Below are 19,100 nucleotides of genomic sequence, written 5' to 3'. Positions count from 1 at the left end.
ATGTCGTTATGAAAAATTGTTATTAATAATAGAACGAATGTTTTATTTAAAAAGAGTATTCGTTAACCTCTTTGTTCTAAAGCTTTTACTAAACCTGAAATTGTATTTCCACCCGATTGAAGAGCTGAAATAACATTCTTAGCAGGAGATTCCAATGCAGCGATAACGTCAGCGATGAGTTCATTTTTAGATTTAAGACTCACTAATGCTTTCAACTGATTGTCACCTACAAATGCAGTTTCTTGGATATAAGCAGCTTTTAACAAAGGTTTGTCACCTTCTTTACGTAAAGCTTGAATTAATTTCGCTGGAGCATTTGCGATTTCAGAAAACATCATTGTAGACGCACCTTTCAATGTACCTACGATCTCATCTGAATCGATACCAGCTTCGATTAATGCTTTTTTGATTAAAGTGTTTTTAACAGCTTTAATTTCAATATCACTTTCGAAACATTTGCGACGAATGCCATTCACTTTTTCTACCGATAAATTAGAAGTGTCAGTAATATAGAAATTACCGTAAGATTTAATCTGCTCGGCCAAAGCTTGAACAATTTCTTGTTTTTCTTCTTTTCTCATGATTAAATACCCGCTACTGATTTAGTTTCAATATGAATACCAGGACTCATAGTTGATGAAATGTGAATGCTTTTAAAGTATGTTCCTTTAGCTGCAGACGGTTTCAAACGAGAGATAGTTTGTAATACCTCTAATGCGTTTTCATAAATTTTGTCTGCATCGAACGACGCTTTACCAACTGAAGTATGGATGATACCAGTTTTATCAACTTTGAAATCAATCTTACCGCCTTTTACATCTGTTACTGCTTTACCTACTTCTGTAGTTACAGTACCAGTTTTAGGATTTGGCATTAAGTTTCTTGGACCTAAAATACGACCCAATTTACCTACTTTAGCCATCACACTAGGCATTGTAATAATGATATCAACGTCAGTCCAACCGCCTTCAATTTTACTGATATACTCATCTAAACCTACGAAATCAGCACCTGCTGCTTTAGCTTCTTCTTCCTTATCAGGAGTACATAAAACTAAAACACGTACAGTTTTACCAGTTCCGTGAGGTAAAGTTGCAATACCACGAACCATTTGATTTGCTTTACGAGGATCTACGCCTAAACGAACGTCGATATCCACAGAAGCATCGAATTTGGTCAATGAAATTTCTTTAACTAAAGCCGAAGCTTCTTTTAAAGAGTATGCTTTACCAGCTTCAATTTTGGATAGTGCCGCTTTTTGATTTTTTGTTAATCTAGCCACTTTTCTTAAATTGATTTCTTAATTAATTGTTCCAAGGAGCATTACCTGATACAGTAATACCCATACTACGTGCTGTCCCAGCTACCATTCTCATAGCAGCATCTAAAGTAAACGCGTTTAAATCTACCATTTTATCTTTAGCAATAACTTCTACTTGTTCCCAAGTAACTGAAGCTACTTTTTTACGGTTAGGCTCACCTGAACCGCTTTTTAAACCAGCAGTTTCTTTCAATTGAATAGCAACTGGTGGAGTTTTAATGATAAAATCAAAAGATTTATCGGCGTAAACTGTAATGACAACAGGCAATACTTTTCCTGGTTTGTCTTGCGTACGAGCATTGAACTGTTTACAGAAATCCATAATGTTCACACCCTTAGCACCTAAAGCAGGTCCTACTGGTGGAGATGGATTCGCAGCTCCGCCCTTAACTTGTAATTTTACTAACGCACTGACTTCTTTTGCCATCTTGTTTTGAATTAAATTATTAAATGTTTGTTAGTAAGTTGGAAGCAAATAACGTAACATTTATTATTTCACTTGGCTATTAACTTGCGTTTAACCACCAAATGAGGTGCAAAGATATGTATAATAAAAACTAAATACAAATATTTTTCAACATAAAAAGAGCAAAGGTTAAACTTTGCTCTTTTTATTATTCTTTTTCTACTTGCATGTAGTTTAATTCCAATGGTGTTTTTCTTCCAAAAACTTTCACCATCACGATTAATTTCTTCTTGTCTTCGTGAACTTCTTCGATTTCACCAGTAAAACCGTTAAATGGACCATCATTCACTTTCACTGTTTCACCAACGTAGTATGGTACATTAATGGTCTCACCTTGCTCAGCCATCTCATCTACTTTACCTAAGATACGATTAACTTCCGCTTGGCGTAAAGGAATAGCATTACCTGCTTTATCTCCTAAAAATCCAATAACACTATTAACTCCTTTAATGATATGCTCTAACTCACCATCCAAAGCAGCCTCTAACAAAACGTATCCAGGATAATAGTTACGCTCCTTAGCCACTTTTTTTCCATCACGCATCAAATAGTACTTCTCCATAGGAATCAACACCTGAGTAACCAAATGCTCAATCCCTAAACGGCTCACTTCGGCATCAATATATTGCTTTACCTTCTTCTCCTTACCACTCACTGCACGAACTACGTACCATTTTAAACTTTGATCTGCCATAAATAATGTTTGATGAAATTAAGAAGCAATACCGTACAACAACTCCAATACGTTGCTTGAAGCTTTATCCATTATAAAAACCAATAATGCTATGATAACAGAAGCAACAAGTACGATCACAGCGGAGTTTTGTAACTGACCCCAAGTAGGCCAAGTGACCTTCTCTGTAATCTCGACATAAGAGTCTTTAAAAAAATCAAGTACTTTTGCCATTTTCAGTTTATTTATTAAGCACGGGAACAAGGATTCGAACCCTGATCAAAGGTTTTGGAGACCTCTATTCTACCGTTGAACTATTCCCGTGTATTTCTTATTTTGATGATGCAAATATAGTGTTTTAAACTATCTCCTGCAAATATTTTTAATCTTTTTTTATTGTTTTTTAATCAATATTTCAGATTGAAAAAATAAGCTAATCAGTATGAACTGATTAGCTTACTATATGGTGATTTTAGAATCTTTTCAGATTATAAAATTTCAGTTACCTGACCAGCACCTACAGTTCTACCACCTTCACGGATAGCGAAACGTAGACCTTTTTCCATAGCGATAGGAGAGATCAATTTAACAGTGATCGTAACGTTATCACCTGGCATAACCATTTCAGTACCTTCAGCTAATGAAATCTCACCAGTTACATCTGTTGTACGGAAATAGAATTGAGGACGGTATTTGTTAAAGAATGGTGTGTGACGACCACCTTCAGCTTTTGATAAAACGTAAACCTCAGCTTTGAAATAATCGTGAGGAGTTACTGATCCTGGTTTACAGATAACCATACCACGTTTGATATCAGTTTTCTCAATACCACGTAACAATAAACCTACGTTATCACCAGCTTCACCGTAATCTAAAATTTTACGGAACATCTCAACACCAGTTACTGTAGATTTTAAGTTCTCAGCACCCATACCTAAGATTTCAACTGGATCTCCAGAGTTGATTACACCTCTTTCAATACGACCTGTAGCAACAGTACCACGACCTGTGATCGAGAATACATCCTCTACTGGCATTAAGAAAGGTAATTCAGTTAAACGTGGAGGGATTGGAATGTAGTTATCAACAGCATCCATTAATTCCATAATTTTAGCAACCCACTCAGGCTCACCGTTAAGAGCTCCTAAAGCAGAACCTTTAATTACTGGAACATCATCTCCTGGATAATCGTAGAATGATAATAATTCACGAACTTCCATTTCAACTAAGTCTAATAATTCTTCATCATCTACTAAGTCAGTTTTGTTTAAGAAAACAACTAAAGCAGGGATACCTACTTGACGACCTAATAAGATGTGCTCACGCGTTTGAGGCATAGGACCATCAGTAGCAGCAACTACGATGATAGCGCCATCCATTTGAGCAGCACCAGTAACCATGTTTTTCACGTAATCGGCGTGACCTGGACAGTCAACGTGCGCATAGTGACGGTTAGCTGTTGAGTACTCAACGTGTGCAGTATTAATAGTGATACCACGCTCTTTTTCTTCAGGAGCAGAGTCAATTGAATCAAATGAACGAGCTTCTGATAAACCTGCGTCTGCTAATACTTTAGTAATAGCTGCAGTTGTAGTAGTTTTACCGTGGTCAACGTGACCGATTGTACCAATGTTTAAGTGTGGTTTACTACGGTCAAATTTCTCTTTTGCCATGTTTATGCGAATTAGTAATTATAAATATTTCTCTATTTGTTATACAATGTTGTACGAGCCAAAGATGGGATTTGAACCCACGACCTCTTCCTTACCAAGGAAGTGCTCTACCCCTGAGCTACTTCGGCTTTTCGAAAATTCCTTCTACAGATTAATGCCTCCACCTTTAGATATAATATTATCAAAGAAGACAGAGACTAAAAATCAATACTTAAAAATTTGAGCGGAAGACGAGGTTCGAACTCGCGACCTATAGCTTGGAAGGCTATCGCTCTACCAACTGAGCTACTTCCGCTTTGTTTGCGATTTTACTTTAGACTTTCATCTACTAACAGCTCGCAAACTGTTTGGTGTGGGGGGAGAAGGATTCGAACCTTCGAAACCGAAGTAACGGATTTACAGTCCGTCCCATTTGACCGCTCTGGAACCCCCCCATAACTATAAAGTTATGTTTGAGCCTCTTATCGGAATCGAACCAATGACCTACTGATTACAAGTCAGTTGCTCTACCAGCTGAGCTAAAGAGGCGTTTCTATTTAAAAGCATTTAATCTCTAAACTTTATTTCTTTTGTTTAGCGAGTGCAAATATCTATTTTAATTTCGACATGTGCAAGCTTTTTTTTATTTTTTTTCACTCTTAAAAGAACTATCAAACTTTCTGAAGTAGCATCGCTATTTCCCCGTTTGCTGATGCAAAGATATACACTAAACCCACATTACAAAAATATTTTTTTAAAAAAAACACGTCTTTTTCACAACACTACTGATACGCAGATAAATAAATTTCAATGAAAATATGACATTTTAGAATGTTGGCTCAAAATTTCATAGATCTATTATAAAATTAGGATTATTGACAGGCACCATACCCATAATGGTATCACCATCATAAGTCTAAAAAATCGATACCAATGAATAAATTTGTTTCCTATATGACGCAATTAAAATTGTAAATAAAAAAAATTATCTAAGTTTGGCCATGCAAAATCCAGATCAAAATAAAGTGATCAAAATATTAGTATCGATACTATTCATTGTTTTTATCACCATTACGAACACTTTAAAAGCTCAAAATCTACTAGAAAAAGTAACTAAAAAAGTCTTTTCCACCTCCAAAGATTCGACCAGATCTGGAGTTTTTATGATTTTGCCAGCATTAGGTTATGCACAAGAGACAGGTGCCGAATATGGAATTGCCAGCAATTACAACTTCTATTTTAATAAAAAAGATAGCAGTATCAGATCATCAAACATTCTATTGATGGGTACATATACAACCAAAAAACAGTCAAATATCAAATTACAAGCCGACATTTGGACGGACAACAACGATTACCATATTATTTCAGAACTCCGTTATCGCAATTGGCCATCTAATTTTTATGGTATAGGCATGGATACTAAAAAGGTAGATGAAGACTTAATCAGTCAAAAATTATTCCGAGCAAAATTAGAAGTAGAAAAAAGAATGGCTTCTAATTACTATGCGGGAGTAAATATACAATATGATTATGTCCAGTTTCATGATCGAGAACCCGGTGGTATATTTGATCAAACTGCTATCATTGGGAAAAATGGAGGTCAGCAATTACTTTTGGGAATTTCTCAATTGTATGACAACCGAAACCATGTATCTTATACAACTCATGGTTATTATGCTAGAGCAAAATTAGCCTATGCGCCCAAATTATGGACGAAAGAAGATTTTGAAGGAGCTAATGTTGATGTCGACCTTCGCGGTTTTTTTCCTTTACACAAAAAAGTAACACTAGCGGCACAGGCTATTTATAGAACAACATTTGGGAAAACGATTCCATACTATGCATATCGAGATCTTGGTGGTGACATGATGATGCGTGGTTATTATATCGGTCGTTATAAGGATAAAAATTATCTCGCCTCGCAAGCCGAATTACGTTACCGTTTTCATCCTAGATTTGCTGTTGCAGGATTTACAGGAATAGGTTCCGTCTTTTCTAAAGAATATCAGGCGCGTTTTGTTCCTTCCTATGGAGGTGGGCTACGCTACTTCTTCAGTCTAGAGCATAATAGCAATATCCGTCTTGATTATGCTTATGGTGAACAGCGGCCTGGTGAAAAACGACAGTCTGGATTTTATCTCTCCCTGAGTGAAGCATTTTAAAGGTATATTTAATGATACTTTGATCACCTTTTATAAATAAAAGGTGATCAATCTTAATTTCACAACTGCCTTTCCTTTTAAAAACGAATGATAAAGTCTTCTTTCCTTTGCCCTTTTCTAAAAAAAACCAATCCAAGATGGAAAAGATCGATAGTCACGACAACCTTTGAATGCTGCTTTAAAAATCTCCAAGACTTTTCTTGATCTTTTGAAAGATGAGGGCTATCAACAATGATTATATCATCTTCTTGCATCTCAAATAGTATTTTTTGATAATCATCGACCGTATTGATATAATAAATTGCTCGCTGGGCCAAGATCGTACAGTTACTTTCAAATAACTTGACCAGATCGGGATCATTTGATTTATCGGATATTTTATAGGTGCCAAATGGAAACGTTCTTAGCAAACGCTCTACAAATAAATAGTTCTTCTCTTCCCTCTTCCCTGCCCTTTTATAGCATAACGGCACAGCATTCACCTCATCAACCGTAGGCTTTCGATAAAGAACTTGATCGACCAATTGATATACAAAAGGTGAATGAGTTCCATGGCGACTATGAGAAACTAAATAATGACGTAAAGATTTTAGATAATACTGCATGTAGAGGACAAATTTACATAGAGTAATACAAATTCCTATTAAATGAATATCAAATTCGGTATTAACATAGATTTAACTATCCCATTGTTTAGGGATAATAGGGGGTTAATAGGGTTTTACCCCTATTAACCCCCTATTATCCCCCTATTAACCCCCTATTATATCTCTGTTAAAGTAGAATTTGATACAAAGTTAGTAGGATGTTGATCAAGAAAATAACTAATGAAATTTTTTGCTTAAGCAGGTAAAATATAACATACTCATGTATTCCTATTTCACATGGAACATTTTAGGATGGCCGATTAGAAAATGCAGAAGCACAAAGGCTAACCAGTGGAGAACTGTTAGCGATTAAGATAATATATTGTAAGGATGATCTAAAATTGCAAAATAAAGACACTTCCTTTTCCTTCTTCACTATTTACAAAGATCGTCCCTTTATGCAAAAGCATAATTTGCTTACTTAATGTTAATCCAACTCCTGTTCCAGTTTTTTTTGTTGTAAAGAAAGGTGTGAAAATCTGTTCTTGTAAATCCGCAGCTATACCAATACCATTATCCTCTATCCGTATCTGTATTTTACCATCCATCTCTATGGCAGAAAGACTGATATAGGCATCATCTTTTGATTTCACAGCATCGATCGCATTAAGCATCAAATTGATGATAACCTGTTCGATCAAATTAACATCTGCGTGCAACACTAATCTGGTATTCTTAAGTATAATATCAACATCTACATTCTTCTGAATGATGGTCGGTTCCAATAATTGATAGATATGTTCAAAAAGCTGAGCAACAGCAATAGGTGTAAGCAAAGGCTCATCTACCTTATTGATCATCCGATAGCTTTTCGCAAAATGTAACAGCCCTTGACTTCTTCTTTGAATTGTAGAAATACCGACTTTCAAATCTTCAATATCTTCCACACCTCTGAAGTGATTTAGTCTTCCATTTAGCGTTTCAGCGAGTGAACTTATGGGAGCAATCGAGTTCATGATTTCATGTGTCAATACCCTTAAAAGCTTTTGCCATGCTTTTGTTTCAGTTTCATCCATTGCTTCATTGATATTTTGATAAACGACAATTCGAAATACCGCATCTTGTGTTTCGAAGCTAGAACTTTGAATAAGCAACTTTATTTTTCCTTTATTCGATTGAACAGATTCCATCTGTTGCTGCCCAACATCCAAGCGCATCGTTTTTTCATAAAGTTCTTCATGCTTTTTTTTAAGGGCAGAGATATTACCTAAATGCGGCATATGAAACAATTGTTTGAAAGCATCATTTACCCACATTACTTTACCCGTATCCAATTGATAAAAGATAATAGCAGAATTCAGCATATTGATCACCCGATCCAGATATTGATGCTGGATCTCCTTATCTATACTAATCTCTTTATATGTATCATTGATCTGATTAAAAGCAGTAAAAAGCTTTCCTTCTGTTGATTTTGGATTTTTAACGACAAATCTGCGGGTAAAGTCGTGGTATTTTACCGCTTCAGAAAACTCGACGAGTTGCTTTGATAGATAATGTATCTGTTGATAAAAGCGATAGGCGAAACCAGAAATGAACAAAAAAAGGAATACAGCGTACGTATACCATCCCTTAAATACGAAGTAGGACGCTACAGTACATCCGACTAATAAAAAAAGAAGTTTAATTACATTAATAAATCGATTACCTTTCATAGGTTAGATATCATATTTCTCCAATCTTCTATAAAGAGCTGCCCGAGTCAGTCCCAGTTCTTTTGCTGCCTTACTTATATTTCCATTAAATCGTTCAATAGCTGATTTGATGGCTTTTCGTTCTAATTCTTCTAAATTTGTACCTGCAATATTTGTTTCAAAAGGACTTTCTTCGACTTGTTGCTCTATAGGAGAAAAAAAGATATCATTACCTCTGATGCTCGACTGATCAGCCATAATTACCGCTCGTTCGATACTATATTGCAATTCACGAACGTTACCAGGAAAATGATAAGAGAATAATTTTTTTAAGGCATCAGACTCAAATCCGTCGATACGTTTATTATATTTTTTAGCATAAACGGCTAAAAAATGCTCTGCCAAGAGTTGAATATCATCTCCCCTTTGTCTTAAAGGAGGAACCTGAATTTCCACCGTATTGATACGGTAAATCAAATCTTTTCTAAATCTATTTTCATCGGCAAGCACTTTCAAAGCTACATTTGTAGCTGTGATCAGACGGATATCAACAGGTATCATCTGATGTGATCCTAGCGGTGTCACATAACGATTCTGGAGTACAGTCAATAACTTGGATTGTTGATGCAAAGAAATATTACCGATTTCGTCCAAAAATAAGGTTCCGCCATTAGCTGTTTCAAACCTGCCCTGACGATCTTCTCGTGCATCAGTAAAAGCTCCTTTTTTATATCCGAACAATTCACTTTCAAATAGGCTTTCTGTCAATGAGCCTACATCAACCTTTACATACACATCATTGCAACGGAGGGAACGCTTTTGGATGGCTTGCGCTATCAGATCCTTTCCAGTACCATTTTCTCCTAAAATAAGAATATTAGCGTCAGTTGGTGCAATTTTCTCTAGCTTATATTGCAACTCGTCCATGACGACCGACCTTCCGATCAAGTCTGGAGTACCATCGTTGGTGAGTAGGGAATTTTTAACCTTTTTATCTCGATTTTTATTTTCTGTCAGTGTATTTTCTATGGTTGCCAATAATTGTTCATTGATCCAGGGCTTTACGACAAAATCTGAGGCGCCCTGCTTAAGTGATTTGACTGCTAAATCAACGGCTCCGTAAGCGGTGATCATGATGACTCGAATTGCTGGATATTTTTCCTTGATCTTGGACAACCAAAATAAACCCTCATTACCAGTATTAATGGTACTCTTAAAATTCATGTCCAACAAAACCACATCATAAGACATTTTATCTAAATGACTCATCAGATTTTTCTGGATTGGATTCTACCTGCACATGGCTCACCTTAGGTTTGAGTAAAATCCGTGCGGCTGTTAATAAATCATGGTCATCATCGACGACTAAAACTGCTGCTTTTTTCATTAAAATAATTTGTTCTTTATGGGCAATGAGACTATCATGAGCAAATTATGATCATACTTTTATGAGGAATGCCCATACAGGTTTCATTTAGACACTAAGGTAACTATAAATTTAACGCACCTGCATAATAATCATTGATATATTTTTGCAACAGCCATTCATACTGTTTGACCAGGAGTTGGATCTGACTGCTATCCAGTTTGTTTTTTGCGGTTAAAAATAATACCGAATTACTATTCCCTGCTTCAAAGTGTACTTGTGCGATACGAAATGATTCGGAATAACTCTGCTGTTGTTCTTGCAGCTGCACAATATTATTGCTGACGTTTTTTAAATTAAAAACTGCTTTAGCTGTTTCCTGACGCAAGTCATTTAAAGCTATATCTTTTTGAAATTTGGCCGTTTCCAAATCAAGCCTAGCCAATTTAACCTGATTATAAACTGCCAAATGATTAAAAATTGGGATGTTTAGATTTAAAGAAATTGATTTTCCAAGGTTATTATTAAATTGTTTCAAATATCCAAAATCGGCTGCATTCGAATAATTCGTTGATAAACCTGCATTTAATGACAGTGAAGGCCAATAACTTGCTTTCACTACTTTGATATTACGCTCAGCAGCTTTGATACGCCAATCCAATGCTGGAATGTTAGGCAAATTTTCACTTGCAGTATTAAATAATTGAGCAGCTGTTCGTAGTTCGGCATCCTGTTTAAATTCTAATGGCCTCAACTCACCCAAACTTGTTTCATCCAAATTTAGCAGATTTGCCAACTTTAGCCTGTTGAGATATAAGACCTGTTTATTATTGTCAATGGCGTTAATATCATTTGCCAATTGACCCTTCAAATCAAAATAGTCTCCAGGATTAATTGCTCCTTCTTTATGTAAAACCTCTGCTCTCCGCACTTGCTCCCTCGTTACATCAGTTTGCAGTTCTGATTGTTTCAGCACATCTTGTGCGGTTAATATTTGGATAAATGCTTCGATTACGTCCAATTTAAGAGTATTGATCTGCGAATCGAATTCCAATTTACTCGCTACTTTGGCGTCGGCTTTCATCCGAACATCATGCAAAATTCGAAATCCATTAAATACGGGAATACTAACTCCAAGAGATGAACCTCCGGATGAATTATTTGTTGTTGTGTATTGATTAACAGCCTTATCCAGAATACGTCCAGTACTAAAGGCATGATTTAAATTTGCGTTGACATCTGGCAATCGATTAGCTTTTGCCTGCTTTAAATTAATATCCGCCCGTTTTACATCTAATTCATTTTGCATTAAAGTAGGATTTGCTTTTACAGCTAATTGTATGCACTCGTTCAACGACCGTTGTTGAACTTGTGCATGCAGAAAAGTCAAGCTACAAAGAAGACACAAACTGTATATCAAGATTTGTTTCATATATCATATTTTCCAAATCTTTACCCACAGCCCATGCCAAACCAATAACACATTAATTATCAATCAAATAACAATAAACATGAAGTATATATGTTCATCTTCGTACATTCAGGTGTTCGCTTTCGAACACCTGAATACGGATGTCAATCTCTTTATTAAAAAATTATTTTCAACAGCATAATTTACAAGTTGTACGTTGACGAACAATTAGTGTTCGATTACGAACAGTAGATAAACCGACAAAACCAAATAACAAAATGAATATCAACACATTACATTTATGGCACATCTTTCATAGATAATAAGAAAATTGAAAAGCATTATGGATAGAGCTTTAGAAAAGAAGAAATGGAATAACAAACGTATATTAACCTTAGTTGGAATTACAGGTCTGGTCGGCCTTATCGCTGCAAGCTTTTATTTTACAAGTGGCAAAAGTAAGCTTAATGTAGAAGCAGACCGTATTTCCATCGTTGAGATTAAAAAAGACAATTTTCAAGAATTTATTCCAATTAATGGATCAGTTCTTCCTATTAGCAGTATTTATTTGGATGCTTCTGTTGGAGGCCGTGTGGAGGAAAAATATGTAGAAGATGGCACAATATTAAAAAAAGGGGATCCAATCATGCGGTTGTCCAATACGGATCAGGAACTTAGTCTTATTCAATATGAAACACAGGTATTAAACCTCTTGACACAATCGCAGATTGCTCAAACCAATGCACAACAGGTTTCGATCAATAACCGCAATCAGATGGCGGATGTGGAACAGGCTTATAAAGAAGCTGAACGTATTTATCGATTAAATCAAAAGCTACTAAATGAAAAAGCGATTGGATCACAAGAATTTGAAAAATCAAAAAATGATTATAACTATCAAAAAGAACGTGTTAATTTAACGAAACAAATCCTAAGACAGGATGAGGTATCGACCAATCAAAAAGCACATCAAGATAAAGAGACTTATCAACGTACACAAAGTGCTTTGGAATTAATGAAGCGAAAAATTGGAGATTTGATTGTACGTTCTCCAGTAGACGGTCAATTAACATCATTTGATGCAGAGATAGGACAGAATAAAAATGCAGGTGAACGTCTGGGACAGATTGACGTACTGACAGGATTTAAAGTTCGTGCTGATATTGACGAACATTACATCAATCGCATATTTCCGGATCTACAAGGCGAGTTCACCATTGGTGATAAAGCATATAAATTAAAAATCAAAAAAGTATATACGCAAGTAACTAATGGTCGTTTTCAAGTCGATATGGAATTTGTCAATGAAGTACCTAAAGGTATTCGTAGAGGGCAGACTTTACAGATCAGATTAGCTTTGAGCGACGAAACGAAAGCGGTATTGCTTGCAAAAGGAGGTTTTTATCAGCAGACTGGTGGTAACTGGATCTTCAAATTGGATAAAAATGGAACTACCGCTTACCGTGTTGACATTCAATTGGGAAGGCAAAATCCGGAATACTATGAAGTCATCAAAGGTTTACAACCTGGAGATAAAGTAATCGTTTCCAGCTATGAGACTTATGATAAAGTACAAGAATTGAATATAAAAAAATAGGGACATTAGATCCAGGGAACATTTAAAATCCCATAAATCAATGATTAAAATTTAAAACATAAACTAAGATATGAGCACAAAAAATATGATCAAAATTAGCAATCTCCAAAAGTACTACCGTACAGAAGAAGTTGAAACAGTGGCACTCAACAATTTGAATATCCACGTTAAGGAAGGTGAATTTGTTGCTGTCATGGGACCTTCTGGATGTGGCAAATCTACGCTGCTCAATATTATCGGGCTTCTGGATGATTTGGATGAAGGAAGCTACCTGTTTAATGACATCGAAGTGGCTAAGTTCAAAGAACGTGGCCGTTCAGATTTACGCAAGCATAATATTGGTTTTGTATTCCAAAGTTTTAACCTTATTGATGAATTGACCGTATTTGAAAACGTAGAACTGCCTTTAGTATATACCAATGTGCCTGCAGCAGAGCGTAAACGCCGTGTTGAAGAGGTACTGGAGAAAGTACAGATCATGCACCGACGCAACCACTTTCCGCAACAACTCTCTGGAGGTCAGCAGCAACGTGTAGCCGTAGCCCGAGCTGTAGTTAATAACCCAAAACTGATACTTGCCGATGAGCCTACAGGTAACTTAGATTCCAACAATGGTAACGAGGTCATGCAGTTATTAACAGAACTAAATGAAGCAGGAACAACCATCGTTATGGTAACCCATAGTGAGCATGATGCCAAATTTTCTGACCGCGTAATCCGTATGCTCGATGGTCAGGTGATCATGGAGACATCTGCACTAAAACAAAATGGATAAAGTTGAAATCGGTTAATCAAAAGGGGAAAATATGTATTACGGATCTATAGATAAAGCCGTTGCTACTGTGTAATCTGCATGAACTGATGGCAGGATAAATTACAATCACTAACCGTATAGGATAATTTGATTTAAAAACCAACAAATAAAACTGCCTAGAGTGCTATGCTCTGGACAAAGTAAACCTAAATGTAATGAACAATTTTAAATTAATTTTCAGACAATTATGGCGTAACCGCCTCTTTACCTTACTTAATATCGTCGGATTATCTATCGGTATCAGTGCATGCTGGGTGATATTCCGTATTGTCAATTATGAATTTAGTTTTGATCAAAAACAACCTGATAAAGAATTAATTTACAAAGTCCATACGAGCTATCTTGAAAACAACAAAACGGATAATTTTGATGGAATTCCAGCTCCATTACCCGCATTTGTAAAGGATAATTTATCTGATATGGCCCTATCTGTTCCTATTTTCAACCAATATTTTGAACGAGTTAGCCGACCAAATCAAGCTAATAATCCATTAATATTTGAAGATCAAAAAAATATTTTTGGTACTACTTCAGATTATTTCAAGTTAACTGATTACAGGTGGCTACAGGGAAATAAAGACCATGTGTTTAAGCAACCTAATGAGGTGGTGTTGACTGAATCAAGAGCAAAATTATACTTTCCTAAGCAGGAATTAGCAAATATTATGGGTAAAACCTTATCCTACGATAGTACCTTATTTACTGTTACTGGAATCGTGGAAGACTTAACTTACCCAAGTAGTTTTATTGGAAAAGAATTTATTCAAATTCCATCGAAAGATTGGAACAGTACCACTTGGACAAATTCAAATTCGGATTGGCAATTGTTTATTAAAATCAAATCGAACCAGGTGATCACACCGCTATTAAAGTCGATTAATGCTAAAGCTCATGAAATGACCCATGAGGAATTTAAAAAGTATGGTTTCAGCATGTCTGCAAATGTAATTCCGCTATCCGAATTACATTTTACATCATTCGCACAAGAAAGTACTGACAAAAAAACAATGTATGGTATTATTGGTATCGGAATCTTTTTATTGGTCCTTGCCTGTATCAACTATATCAATCTAACAACAGCACAAGTCCCTCATAGAGCAAAAGAAATAGGTATCAGAAAAACGTTGGGTGAAAGTCAAAAAAGAATAACCTTCATTTTTTTTCTGGAGACATTTATCATCGCTATCTTGGCTCTCTTATTATCGTGGCCATTAGTCCAATTTATCCAAACCATTTTAAGTTCTTACATTCCTAAAGAAATGTACAATTTTGCTGACAACTTAACGGTACTCTTATTTATAGCTGGAACAACAATTTTGATCACTCTCCTATCAAGTTGGTATCCTGCCCTCCTCATTAATAAAGTTAGAATATCAGAAGTTATTAAAATTACGGGGGGTAGTAAAGTAAATATGGGTGGCTTGTCCTTAAGAAAAGCGCTGATCGTATTTCAATTTGTGATTGCTCAGGTATTTGTTGTCTCCACATTTATTATCGGAATGCAACTTAAACATTCGTTAAATAGTAAACTTGGGTTTAATAAGGACGCAATTATTACCATGCAGCTGCCCTACAAAAGTTATCAAAATGCGGACACGGATCCTTTTACTTATAAACATGCATTGACTGGGCTTTCGGCTATCAAACGTGTTTCATTAGGTCACCTTCCGATGAGTTCTGATCATTGGGGCAATTCAATCGTTGCAAAAAGTGATACCGGAGAAATACGGATTAACCATCAGTTTAAGTTTATCGATGAAGATTATTTTAAATTATATGATATACGGATTCTAGCTGGTCGAGAGATCAAACTAGCGGATAGTACTTCAGGTATAGCTCTAAATCTAGTTGCTGTTGAAAAACTAGGATTCAAGTCTGCCTCGGAGGCTATTGGTTCTTTCGTTAAGCTCGATGACAAGGATAGGCAAATCGTTACGGTGATCGATAATTTTCATAGCAAGAATATGCACAGTAAAATTGGTCCTTTAGAACTGAGACCTTCAAACAAAAAAGGCCAATTAAAAACGATTAGTGTCCAATTGCCAGACCATCAAGAAAAATGGTCATCTGCTTTGCAACAGATTGAAAAGGAATGGAAAAAATACTATCCGAATGCTCCTTTTAAATATGAATTTTATGACCAGCAGATCAAAAATCAATACGAAAATGACACAAAGTTTTCAAAAATAATCAATCTTTCTACTTCGATCACCATCCTACTAAGTTGCTTAGGCCTTATTGGACTAGTGACGATAACGACATCCCAGCGCACAAAGGAAATCGGAATCCGAAAAGTATTGGGTAGCAAAATTTCGGGAATTGTCCAATTACTATCTAAGGAATATCTCAAATTAATTTTCCTCTCTATTCTGATAGCTTCACCGATTGCGTGGTGGGCGATGCACCATTGGTTGAATGATTTTGCCTACAAAATTAATCTGAGCTGGTGGATGTTTGCCATCCCAGCGGTCATTACGTTGATTATTGCATTTATCACCATGAGTTACCATTCCATCAAAGCAGCAAGAGCTAATCCTGTAGAAAGCTTAAGAGATGAATAAAGGCAAAAGTAAGCGATTAAAATTAACATTTTAACTATATAGCAGCCATGATCAAGAGCTACATTAAAATAGCAGTGCGAAACCTAAAGCGGAATATTACTATTTCCTTAATTAATATCTGTGGATTGGCTCTAGGTATCGCCACCTGCTTGCTGATCAGTCTGTATATTACCGATGAGCTCAGTTATGACCGTTTTAATAACCATGCCGACCGTATCGTGCGTGTGGTATTTAAGGGTAAAGTAAAGGGCGGTGATCTCAAAGAAGCACATGTTATGCCTCCTGTAGCATCTACGATGAAGGCTGAATTATCATCAGATATAGAAGAAACTGCTCGTCTGCGAATCGGAGGCGCTCCACTCTTTATGGTGGGAGATCAAGTGTTCCACGACGAACATTTGGCCTACGTCGATGCTGCTTTCTTTCGCATATTTACATTACCGCTTTTAAAGGGCGATCATTTAACGGCTCTAACACAACCAAATACCGCCATCATAAGTGAAACGATGGCTAGAAAATATTTCAATACCATTGATGTGATCGGCAAAGAACTGCCGATCAAAGGAAATGAATCTATTCTAAAAATAACGGGTGTCATGCAAGATATACCCAAAAATTCTCATTTCAATTTTGATATTTTCACTTCTATCGAAGCGCTCGAAGATGCAAAATCCACCTCGTGGATGACTTCTGAATATTATACATATGCCTTATTGAAAAAAGATGCTGCGATCAGACAGGTAGAAACCAAACTTGCTACTCTATTTGATAAGCATGTCGGGCCACAGTTTATGGCGGGTTTCGGAATGAGTTACGAAGAGTATAAAAAGACTGGAAATAAAATCGGACTTTACTTACAACCTTTAACTGACATTCATTTACATTCAGATTTCGTCTATGATTTAAGTCCCTCCGGAAATATCAAATATCTTTATATTTTTGGTGTTATTGGACTCTTTATGTTATTGATCGCTACGATCAATTTTATGAATCTATCTACTGCTAACGGATCCAGAAGATTTAAGGAGGTTGGGGTAAGAAAAGTATTGGGAGCTGGAAAACAAAAACTGTTAATCCAGTTCTTCACGGAAGGTATTTTAATCACGTATATTGCTTTACTTTTAGCTGTCTGTATTGTTGTTGTTGCCCTTCCTTTATTCAATCACTTTTCGGGTAAATCTTTAGGAATAACACAGCTTTCCCCTTTCACCACCATTCCGTTTTTAATTGGTTTTGGCCTACTGATCGGATTATTTTCCAGCAGTTACCCTGCATTATACTTATCATCTTACAACCCCTTATCGATATTAAGGAACAGGCTGAACCTTTCTGAAAAAGGATTGAGCTTAAGAAGTGGCTTGGTTGTCTTTCAATTTATGATTTCTGTTGGATTGATTTTCTGTACAGTGGTCGTGAGCCGTCAGTTGGATTATATGCGCCATATCAAATTGGGATATGATAAAGAAAATGTAATTATCGTACAAAGCTGGCCTTTGGGGGCAAATGAAAAAGCATTTGCTGAGCGGCTCGCTCAAGATAGTCGCATCATGCACATCTCTCATTCCTCCTACTTACCGGCAGGTGATAGCTACAATAACAATTTCTTTATCTATCCGAAAGAAAATCCAAATCAGTGGGTGAAAACACTTCGCTATGACGTCGATGAACAATACATTCCTGCAATGGGCATGAAGATCAAAGAGGGACGTAATTTTTCAAAGGCATATGGCAACGACAGTCTTTCGGTAGTGATTAATGAGACAGCAGCTAAAAATCTGGGTTGGAAAGACAACATTATAGGAAGGACACTGATCAATAAAGATAATAAGGTGCTGCAGGTTATTGGTGTGGTTGAGGATTTTCATTTCAAACCGTTACATGAGACTATAGCGCCTCTGGTGATGGTATTGAGTGATCAAGCGGGAAATTTGATTATCAAAACAAAAGCGACAAACATGGAAAAATTATTGGCAACAGTAAAAAAACATTACCAAGCATTTCCTTCAGATCTTCCTTTCGATTATTCTTTTCTTGATGAGCGATATAATCAGACGTATCAATCGGAACTTAAAACGGGTCAGCTCTTAACCATTTTTGCAGCCCTGACCATTTTTGTGGCTTGTCTTGGATTATTGGGTTTAGCTATATTCACGACAAACCAACGTAAAAAGGAAATTGGTATTAGAAAAGTAATTGGTGCCAGTGTTCCTGACATTGCACGCATGCTATCTTTTGAATTTATCCGACTGGTAGTCATCTCGATCATCATTGCCTCTCCTATTGCCTGGTGGATGATGAATTTGTGGTTACAGGATTTTGCCTATCGCATTGATATCAAATGGTGGATGTTTGCGATTGCCGGAATTCTGGCTATTGTGATTGCGCTATTGACAGTCAGTTCACAGGCTATACGTGCGGCATTAGTCAACCCTGTCCATAGTTTAAAAGATGAGTAAAACCATTCAAAGTATATGTAGTCTGAAATAAACCACGACTCTAAATTATTAAAAATGATCAAGAACTATATAAAAATCGCTTGGAGAAATCTTTGGAAAAACAAAGGTTATTCTTCCATCAACATCATTGGCCTAGCCATAGGGTTAGCATGCTGCTTATTAATTGTATTATATATTCATGATGAGTTATCTTATGATAAATACCATGTAAACAAAGACCGGATTTACCGTGTGATCAATTCCTGGGAAGAAAAAAGAGCAAACCACACGCAATGATGTCTGGGGAGTTGCGCCAATAGGACCTGCTTTAAAAGCAGATTTCCCTGAAGTGAAAAAT

Annotated in this window: 17 protein-coding genes and 5 tRNA genes; 6 read left to right on the top strand and 16 right to left on the bottom strand. The window is 36.2% G+C overall.

Annotated features, from left to right (window positions below; all coding sequences use genetic code 11):
• Positions 1 to 62 precede the first annotated feature (62 nt).
• The 11 genes from rplJ to AC06G9_RS03510 form a co-directional block, all read right to left on the bottom strand.
• Positions 63 to 581, bottom strand: a complete 519-nt coding sequence (gene rplJ / locus AC06G9_RS03560; protein WP_045752389.1) for a 50S ribosomal protein L10 — start codon at positions 579 to 581, stop codon at positions 63 to 65.
• Positions 582 to 583: 2 nt separating this feature from the next.
• Entirely contained in the window at positions 584 to 1,282 is a 699-nt protein-coding gene (gene rplA, locus AC06G9_RS03555) for a 50S ribosomal protein L1 (RefSeq protein ID WP_045752390.1), read from the bottom strand.
• A 22-nt stretch (positions 1,283 to 1,304) separates the two neighbouring features.
• Positions 1,305 to 1,748: a 50S ribosomal protein L11 gene (rplK, locus tag AC06G9_RS03550; protein ID WP_045752391.1), complete on the bottom strand. Its 444-nt coding sequence runs from the start codon at positions 1,746 to 1,748 to the stop codon at positions 1,305 to 1,307.
• Between the two features lie 187 nt (positions 1,749 to 1,935).
• Positions 1,936 to 2,481, bottom strand: coding sequence for a transcription termination/antitermination protein NusG (nusG, locus tag AC06G9_RS03545; protein ID WP_045752392.1), 546 nt, complete (start codon positions 2,479 to 2,481; stop codon positions 1,936 to 1,938).
• A gap of 18 nt (positions 2,482 to 2,499) precedes the next feature.
• Complete coding sequence (gene secE, locus AC06G9_RS03540; RefSeq protein ID WP_045752393.1) at positions 2,500 to 2,694, bottom strand: preprotein translocase subunit SecE; 195 nt, start codon at positions 2,692 to 2,694, stop codon at positions 2,500 to 2,502.
• A 19-nt stretch (positions 2,695 to 2,713) separates the two neighbouring features.
• Positions 2,714 to 2,784, bottom strand: a tRNA-Trp gene (locus AC06G9_RS03535).
• A 164-nt stretch (positions 2,785 to 2,948) separates the two neighbouring features.
• The gene (tuf, locus tag AC06G9_RS03530; protein WP_045752394.1) at positions 2,949 to 4,133 is read right to left on the bottom strand and encodes an elongation factor Tu; all 1,185 of its coding nucleotides are present in this window, start codon (positions 4,131 to 4,133) and stop codon (positions 2,949 to 2,951) included.
• A gap of 56 nt (positions 4,134 to 4,189) precedes the next feature.
• Positions 4,190 to 4,261, bottom strand: a tRNA-Thr gene (locus AC06G9_RS03525).
• A gap of 94 nt (positions 4,262 to 4,355) precedes the next feature.
• A tRNA-Gly gene (locus AC06G9_RS03520) sits at positions 4,356 to 4,428 on the bottom strand.
• 58 nt (positions 4,429 to 4,486) lie between these two features.
• Positions 4,487 to 4,567: transfer RNA gene (locus tag AC06G9_RS03515), tRNA-Tyr, on the bottom strand.
• 21 nt (positions 4,568 to 4,588) lie between these two features.
• Positions 4,589 to 4,661 (bottom strand) — tRNA-Thr (locus tag AC06G9_RS03510).
• A 452-nt stretch (positions 4,662 to 5,113) separates the two neighbouring features.
• Here AC06G9_RS03510 and AC06G9_RS03505 point away from each other — a divergent pair.
• The gene (locus tag AC06G9_RS03505; RefSeq protein WP_480957527.1) at positions 5,114 to 6,277 is read left to right on the top strand and encodes a BamA/TamA family outer membrane protein; all 1,164 of its coding nucleotides are present in this window, start codon (positions 5,114 to 5,116) and stop codon (positions 6,275 to 6,277) included.
• 77 nt (positions 6,278 to 6,354) lie between these two features.
• Here AC06G9_RS03505 and AC06G9_RS03500 read toward each other — a convergent pair whose 3' ends face one another.
• From AC06G9_RS03500 to AC06G9_RS03480, 5 genes are all read right to left on the bottom strand, one after another.
• Positions 6,355 to 6,882, bottom strand: coding sequence for a hypothetical protein (locus AC06G9_RS03500; protein ID WP_480957526.1), 528 nt, complete (start codon positions 6,880 to 6,882; stop codon positions 6,355 to 6,357).
• A gap of 377 nt (positions 6,883 to 7,259) precedes the next feature.
• The gene (locus tag AC06G9_RS03495; protein WP_346570268.1) at positions 7,260 to 8,579 is read right to left on the bottom strand and encodes a sensor histidine kinase; all 1,320 of its coding nucleotides are present in this window, start codon (positions 8,577 to 8,579) and stop codon (positions 7,260 to 7,262) included.
• 3 nt (positions 8,580 to 8,582) lie between these two features.
• Positions 8,583 to 9,827: a sigma-54-dependent transcriptional regulator gene (locus AC06G9_RS03490; protein ID WP_480957525.1), complete on the bottom strand. Its 1,245-nt coding sequence runs from the start codon at positions 9,825 to 9,827 to the stop codon at positions 8,583 to 8,585.
• Positions 9,811 to 9,945 (bottom strand): hypothetical protein, encoded by a 135-nt coding sequence (locus tag AC06G9_RS03485; RefSeq protein ID WP_480957524.1) that lies wholly within the window; start codon positions 9,943 to 9,945, stop codon positions 9,811 to 9,813. The genes AC06G9_RS03490 and AC06G9_RS03485 overlap by 17 nt, the downstream gene beginning before the upstream one ends.
• A gap of 103 nt (positions 9,946 to 10,048) precedes the next feature.
• Positions 10,049 to 11,356 (bottom strand): TolC family protein, encoded by a 1,308-nt coding sequence (locus AC06G9_RS03480; protein ID WP_346570266.1) that lies wholly within the window; start codon positions 11,354 to 11,356, stop codon positions 10,049 to 10,051.
• Between the two features lie 322 nt (positions 11,357 to 11,678).
• Here AC06G9_RS03480 and AC06G9_RS03475 point away from each other — a divergent pair, with 322 nt between their 5' ends.
• The 5 genes from AC06G9_RS03475 to AC06G9_RS03455 all read left to right on the top strand — a co-directional run bounded on the left by AC06G9_RS03475 (position 11,679) and on the right by AC06G9_RS03455 (position 19,039).
• Positions 11,679 to 12,932: an efflux RND transporter periplasmic adaptor subunit gene (locus AC06G9_RS03475; RefSeq protein ID WP_346570265.1), complete on the top strand. Its 1,254-nt coding sequence runs from the start codon at positions 11,679 to 11,681 to the stop codon at positions 12,930 to 12,932.
• An 85-nt stretch (positions 12,933 to 13,017) separates the two neighbouring features.
• Complete coding sequence (locus AC06G9_RS03470) at positions 13,018 to 13,707, top strand: ABC transporter ATP-binding protein (protein WP_045755530.1); 690 nt, start codon at positions 13,018 to 13,020, stop codon at positions 13,705 to 13,707.
• A 194-nt stretch (positions 13,708 to 13,901) separates the two neighbouring features.
• Complete coding sequence (locus AC06G9_RS03465) at positions 13,902 to 16,307, top strand: ABC transporter permease (RefSeq protein WP_480957523.1); 2,406 nt, start codon at positions 13,902 to 13,904, stop codon at positions 16,305 to 16,307.
• A 47-nt stretch (positions 16,308 to 16,354) separates the two neighbouring features.
• Positions 16,355 to 18,763: an ABC transporter permease gene (locus AC06G9_RS03460; protein ID WP_480957522.1), complete on the top strand. Its 2,409-nt coding sequence runs from the start codon at positions 16,355 to 16,357 to the stop codon at positions 18,761 to 18,763.
• Positions 18,764 to 18,817: 54 nt separating this feature from the next.
• Positions 18,818 to 19,039, top strand: coding sequence for an ABC transporter permease (locus tag AC06G9_RS03455; RefSeq protein WP_480957521.1), 222 nt, complete (start codon positions 18,818 to 18,820; stop codon positions 19,037 to 19,039).
• The last annotated feature ends 61 nt before the right edge of the window (positions 19,040 to 19,100 follow it).

The sequence above is a fragment of the Sphingobacterium sp. MAE genome, from assembly GCF_056711605.1.
The sequence above is the reverse complement of the archived record's forward strand: the minus strand, read 5'-3'. Positions and strand labels throughout refer to the sequence as shown.

Excerpts from the sequence above, each read along its gene's own strand:
- AC06G9_RS03495 (WP_346570268.1), bottom strand. The coding sequence starts at position 8,579 with ATGAAAGGTAATCGATTTATTAATGTAATTAAACTTCTTTTTTTATTA.
- secE (WP_045752393.1), bottom strand. The coding sequence starts at position 2,694 with ATGGCAAAAGTACTTGATTTTTTTAAAGACTCTTATGTCGAGATTACA.
- AC06G9_RS03500 (WP_480957526.1), bottom strand. The coding sequence starts at position 6,882 with ATGCAGTATTATCTAAAATCTTTACGTCATTATTTAGTTTCTCATAGT.
- tuf (WP_045752394.1), bottom strand. The coding sequence starts at position 4,133 with ATGGCAAAAGAGAAATTTGACCGTAGTAAACCACACTTAAACATTGGT.
- AC06G9_RS03465 (WP_480957523.1), top strand. The coding sequence starts at position 13,902 with ATGAACAATTTTAAATTAATTTTCAGACAATTATGGCGTAACCGCCTC.
- AC06G9_RS03460 (WP_480957522.1), top strand. The coding sequence starts at position 16,355 with ATGATCAAGAGCTACATTAAAATAGCAGTGCGAAACCTAAAGCGGAAT.
- AC06G9_RS03475 (WP_346570265.1), top strand. The coding sequence starts at position 11,679 with ATGGATAGAGCTTTAGAAAAGAAGAAATGGAATAACAAACGTATATTA.
- nusG (WP_045752392.1), bottom strand. The coding sequence starts at position 2,481 with ATGGCAGATCAAAGTTTAAAATGGTACGTAGTTCGTGCAGTGAGTGGT.
- AC06G9_RS03455 (WP_480957521.1), top strand. The coding sequence starts at position 18,818 with ATGATCAAGAACTATATAAAAATCGCTTGGAGAAATCTTTGGAAAAAC.
- AC06G9_RS03505 (WP_480957527.1), top strand. The coding sequence starts at position 5,114 with ATGCAAAATCCAGATCAAAATAAAGTGATCAAAATATTAGTATCGATA.
- AC06G9_RS03485 (WP_480957524.1), bottom strand. The coding sequence starts at position 9,945 with ATGAAAAAAGCAGCAGTTTTAGTCGTCGATGATGACCATGATTTATTA.
- AC06G9_RS03490 (WP_480957525.1), bottom strand. The coding sequence starts at position 9,827 with ATGAGTCATTTAGATAAAATGTCTTATGATGTGGTTTTGTTGGACATG.
- rplK (WP_045752391.1), bottom strand. The coding sequence starts at position 1,748 with ATGGCAAAAGAAGTCAGTGCGTTAGTAAAATTACAAGTTAAGGGCGGA.
- AC06G9_RS03470 (WP_045755530.1), top strand. The coding sequence starts at position 13,018 with ATGATCAAAATTAGCAATCTCCAAAAGTACTACCGTACAGAAGAAGTT.
- AC06G9_RS03480 (WP_346570266.1), bottom strand. The coding sequence starts at position 11,356 with ATGAAACAAATCTTGATATACAGTTTGTGTCTTCTTTGTAGCTTGACT.
- rplJ (WP_045752389.1), bottom strand. The coding sequence starts at position 581 with ATGAGAAAAGAAGAAAAACAAGAAATTGTTCAAGCTTTGGCCGAGCAG.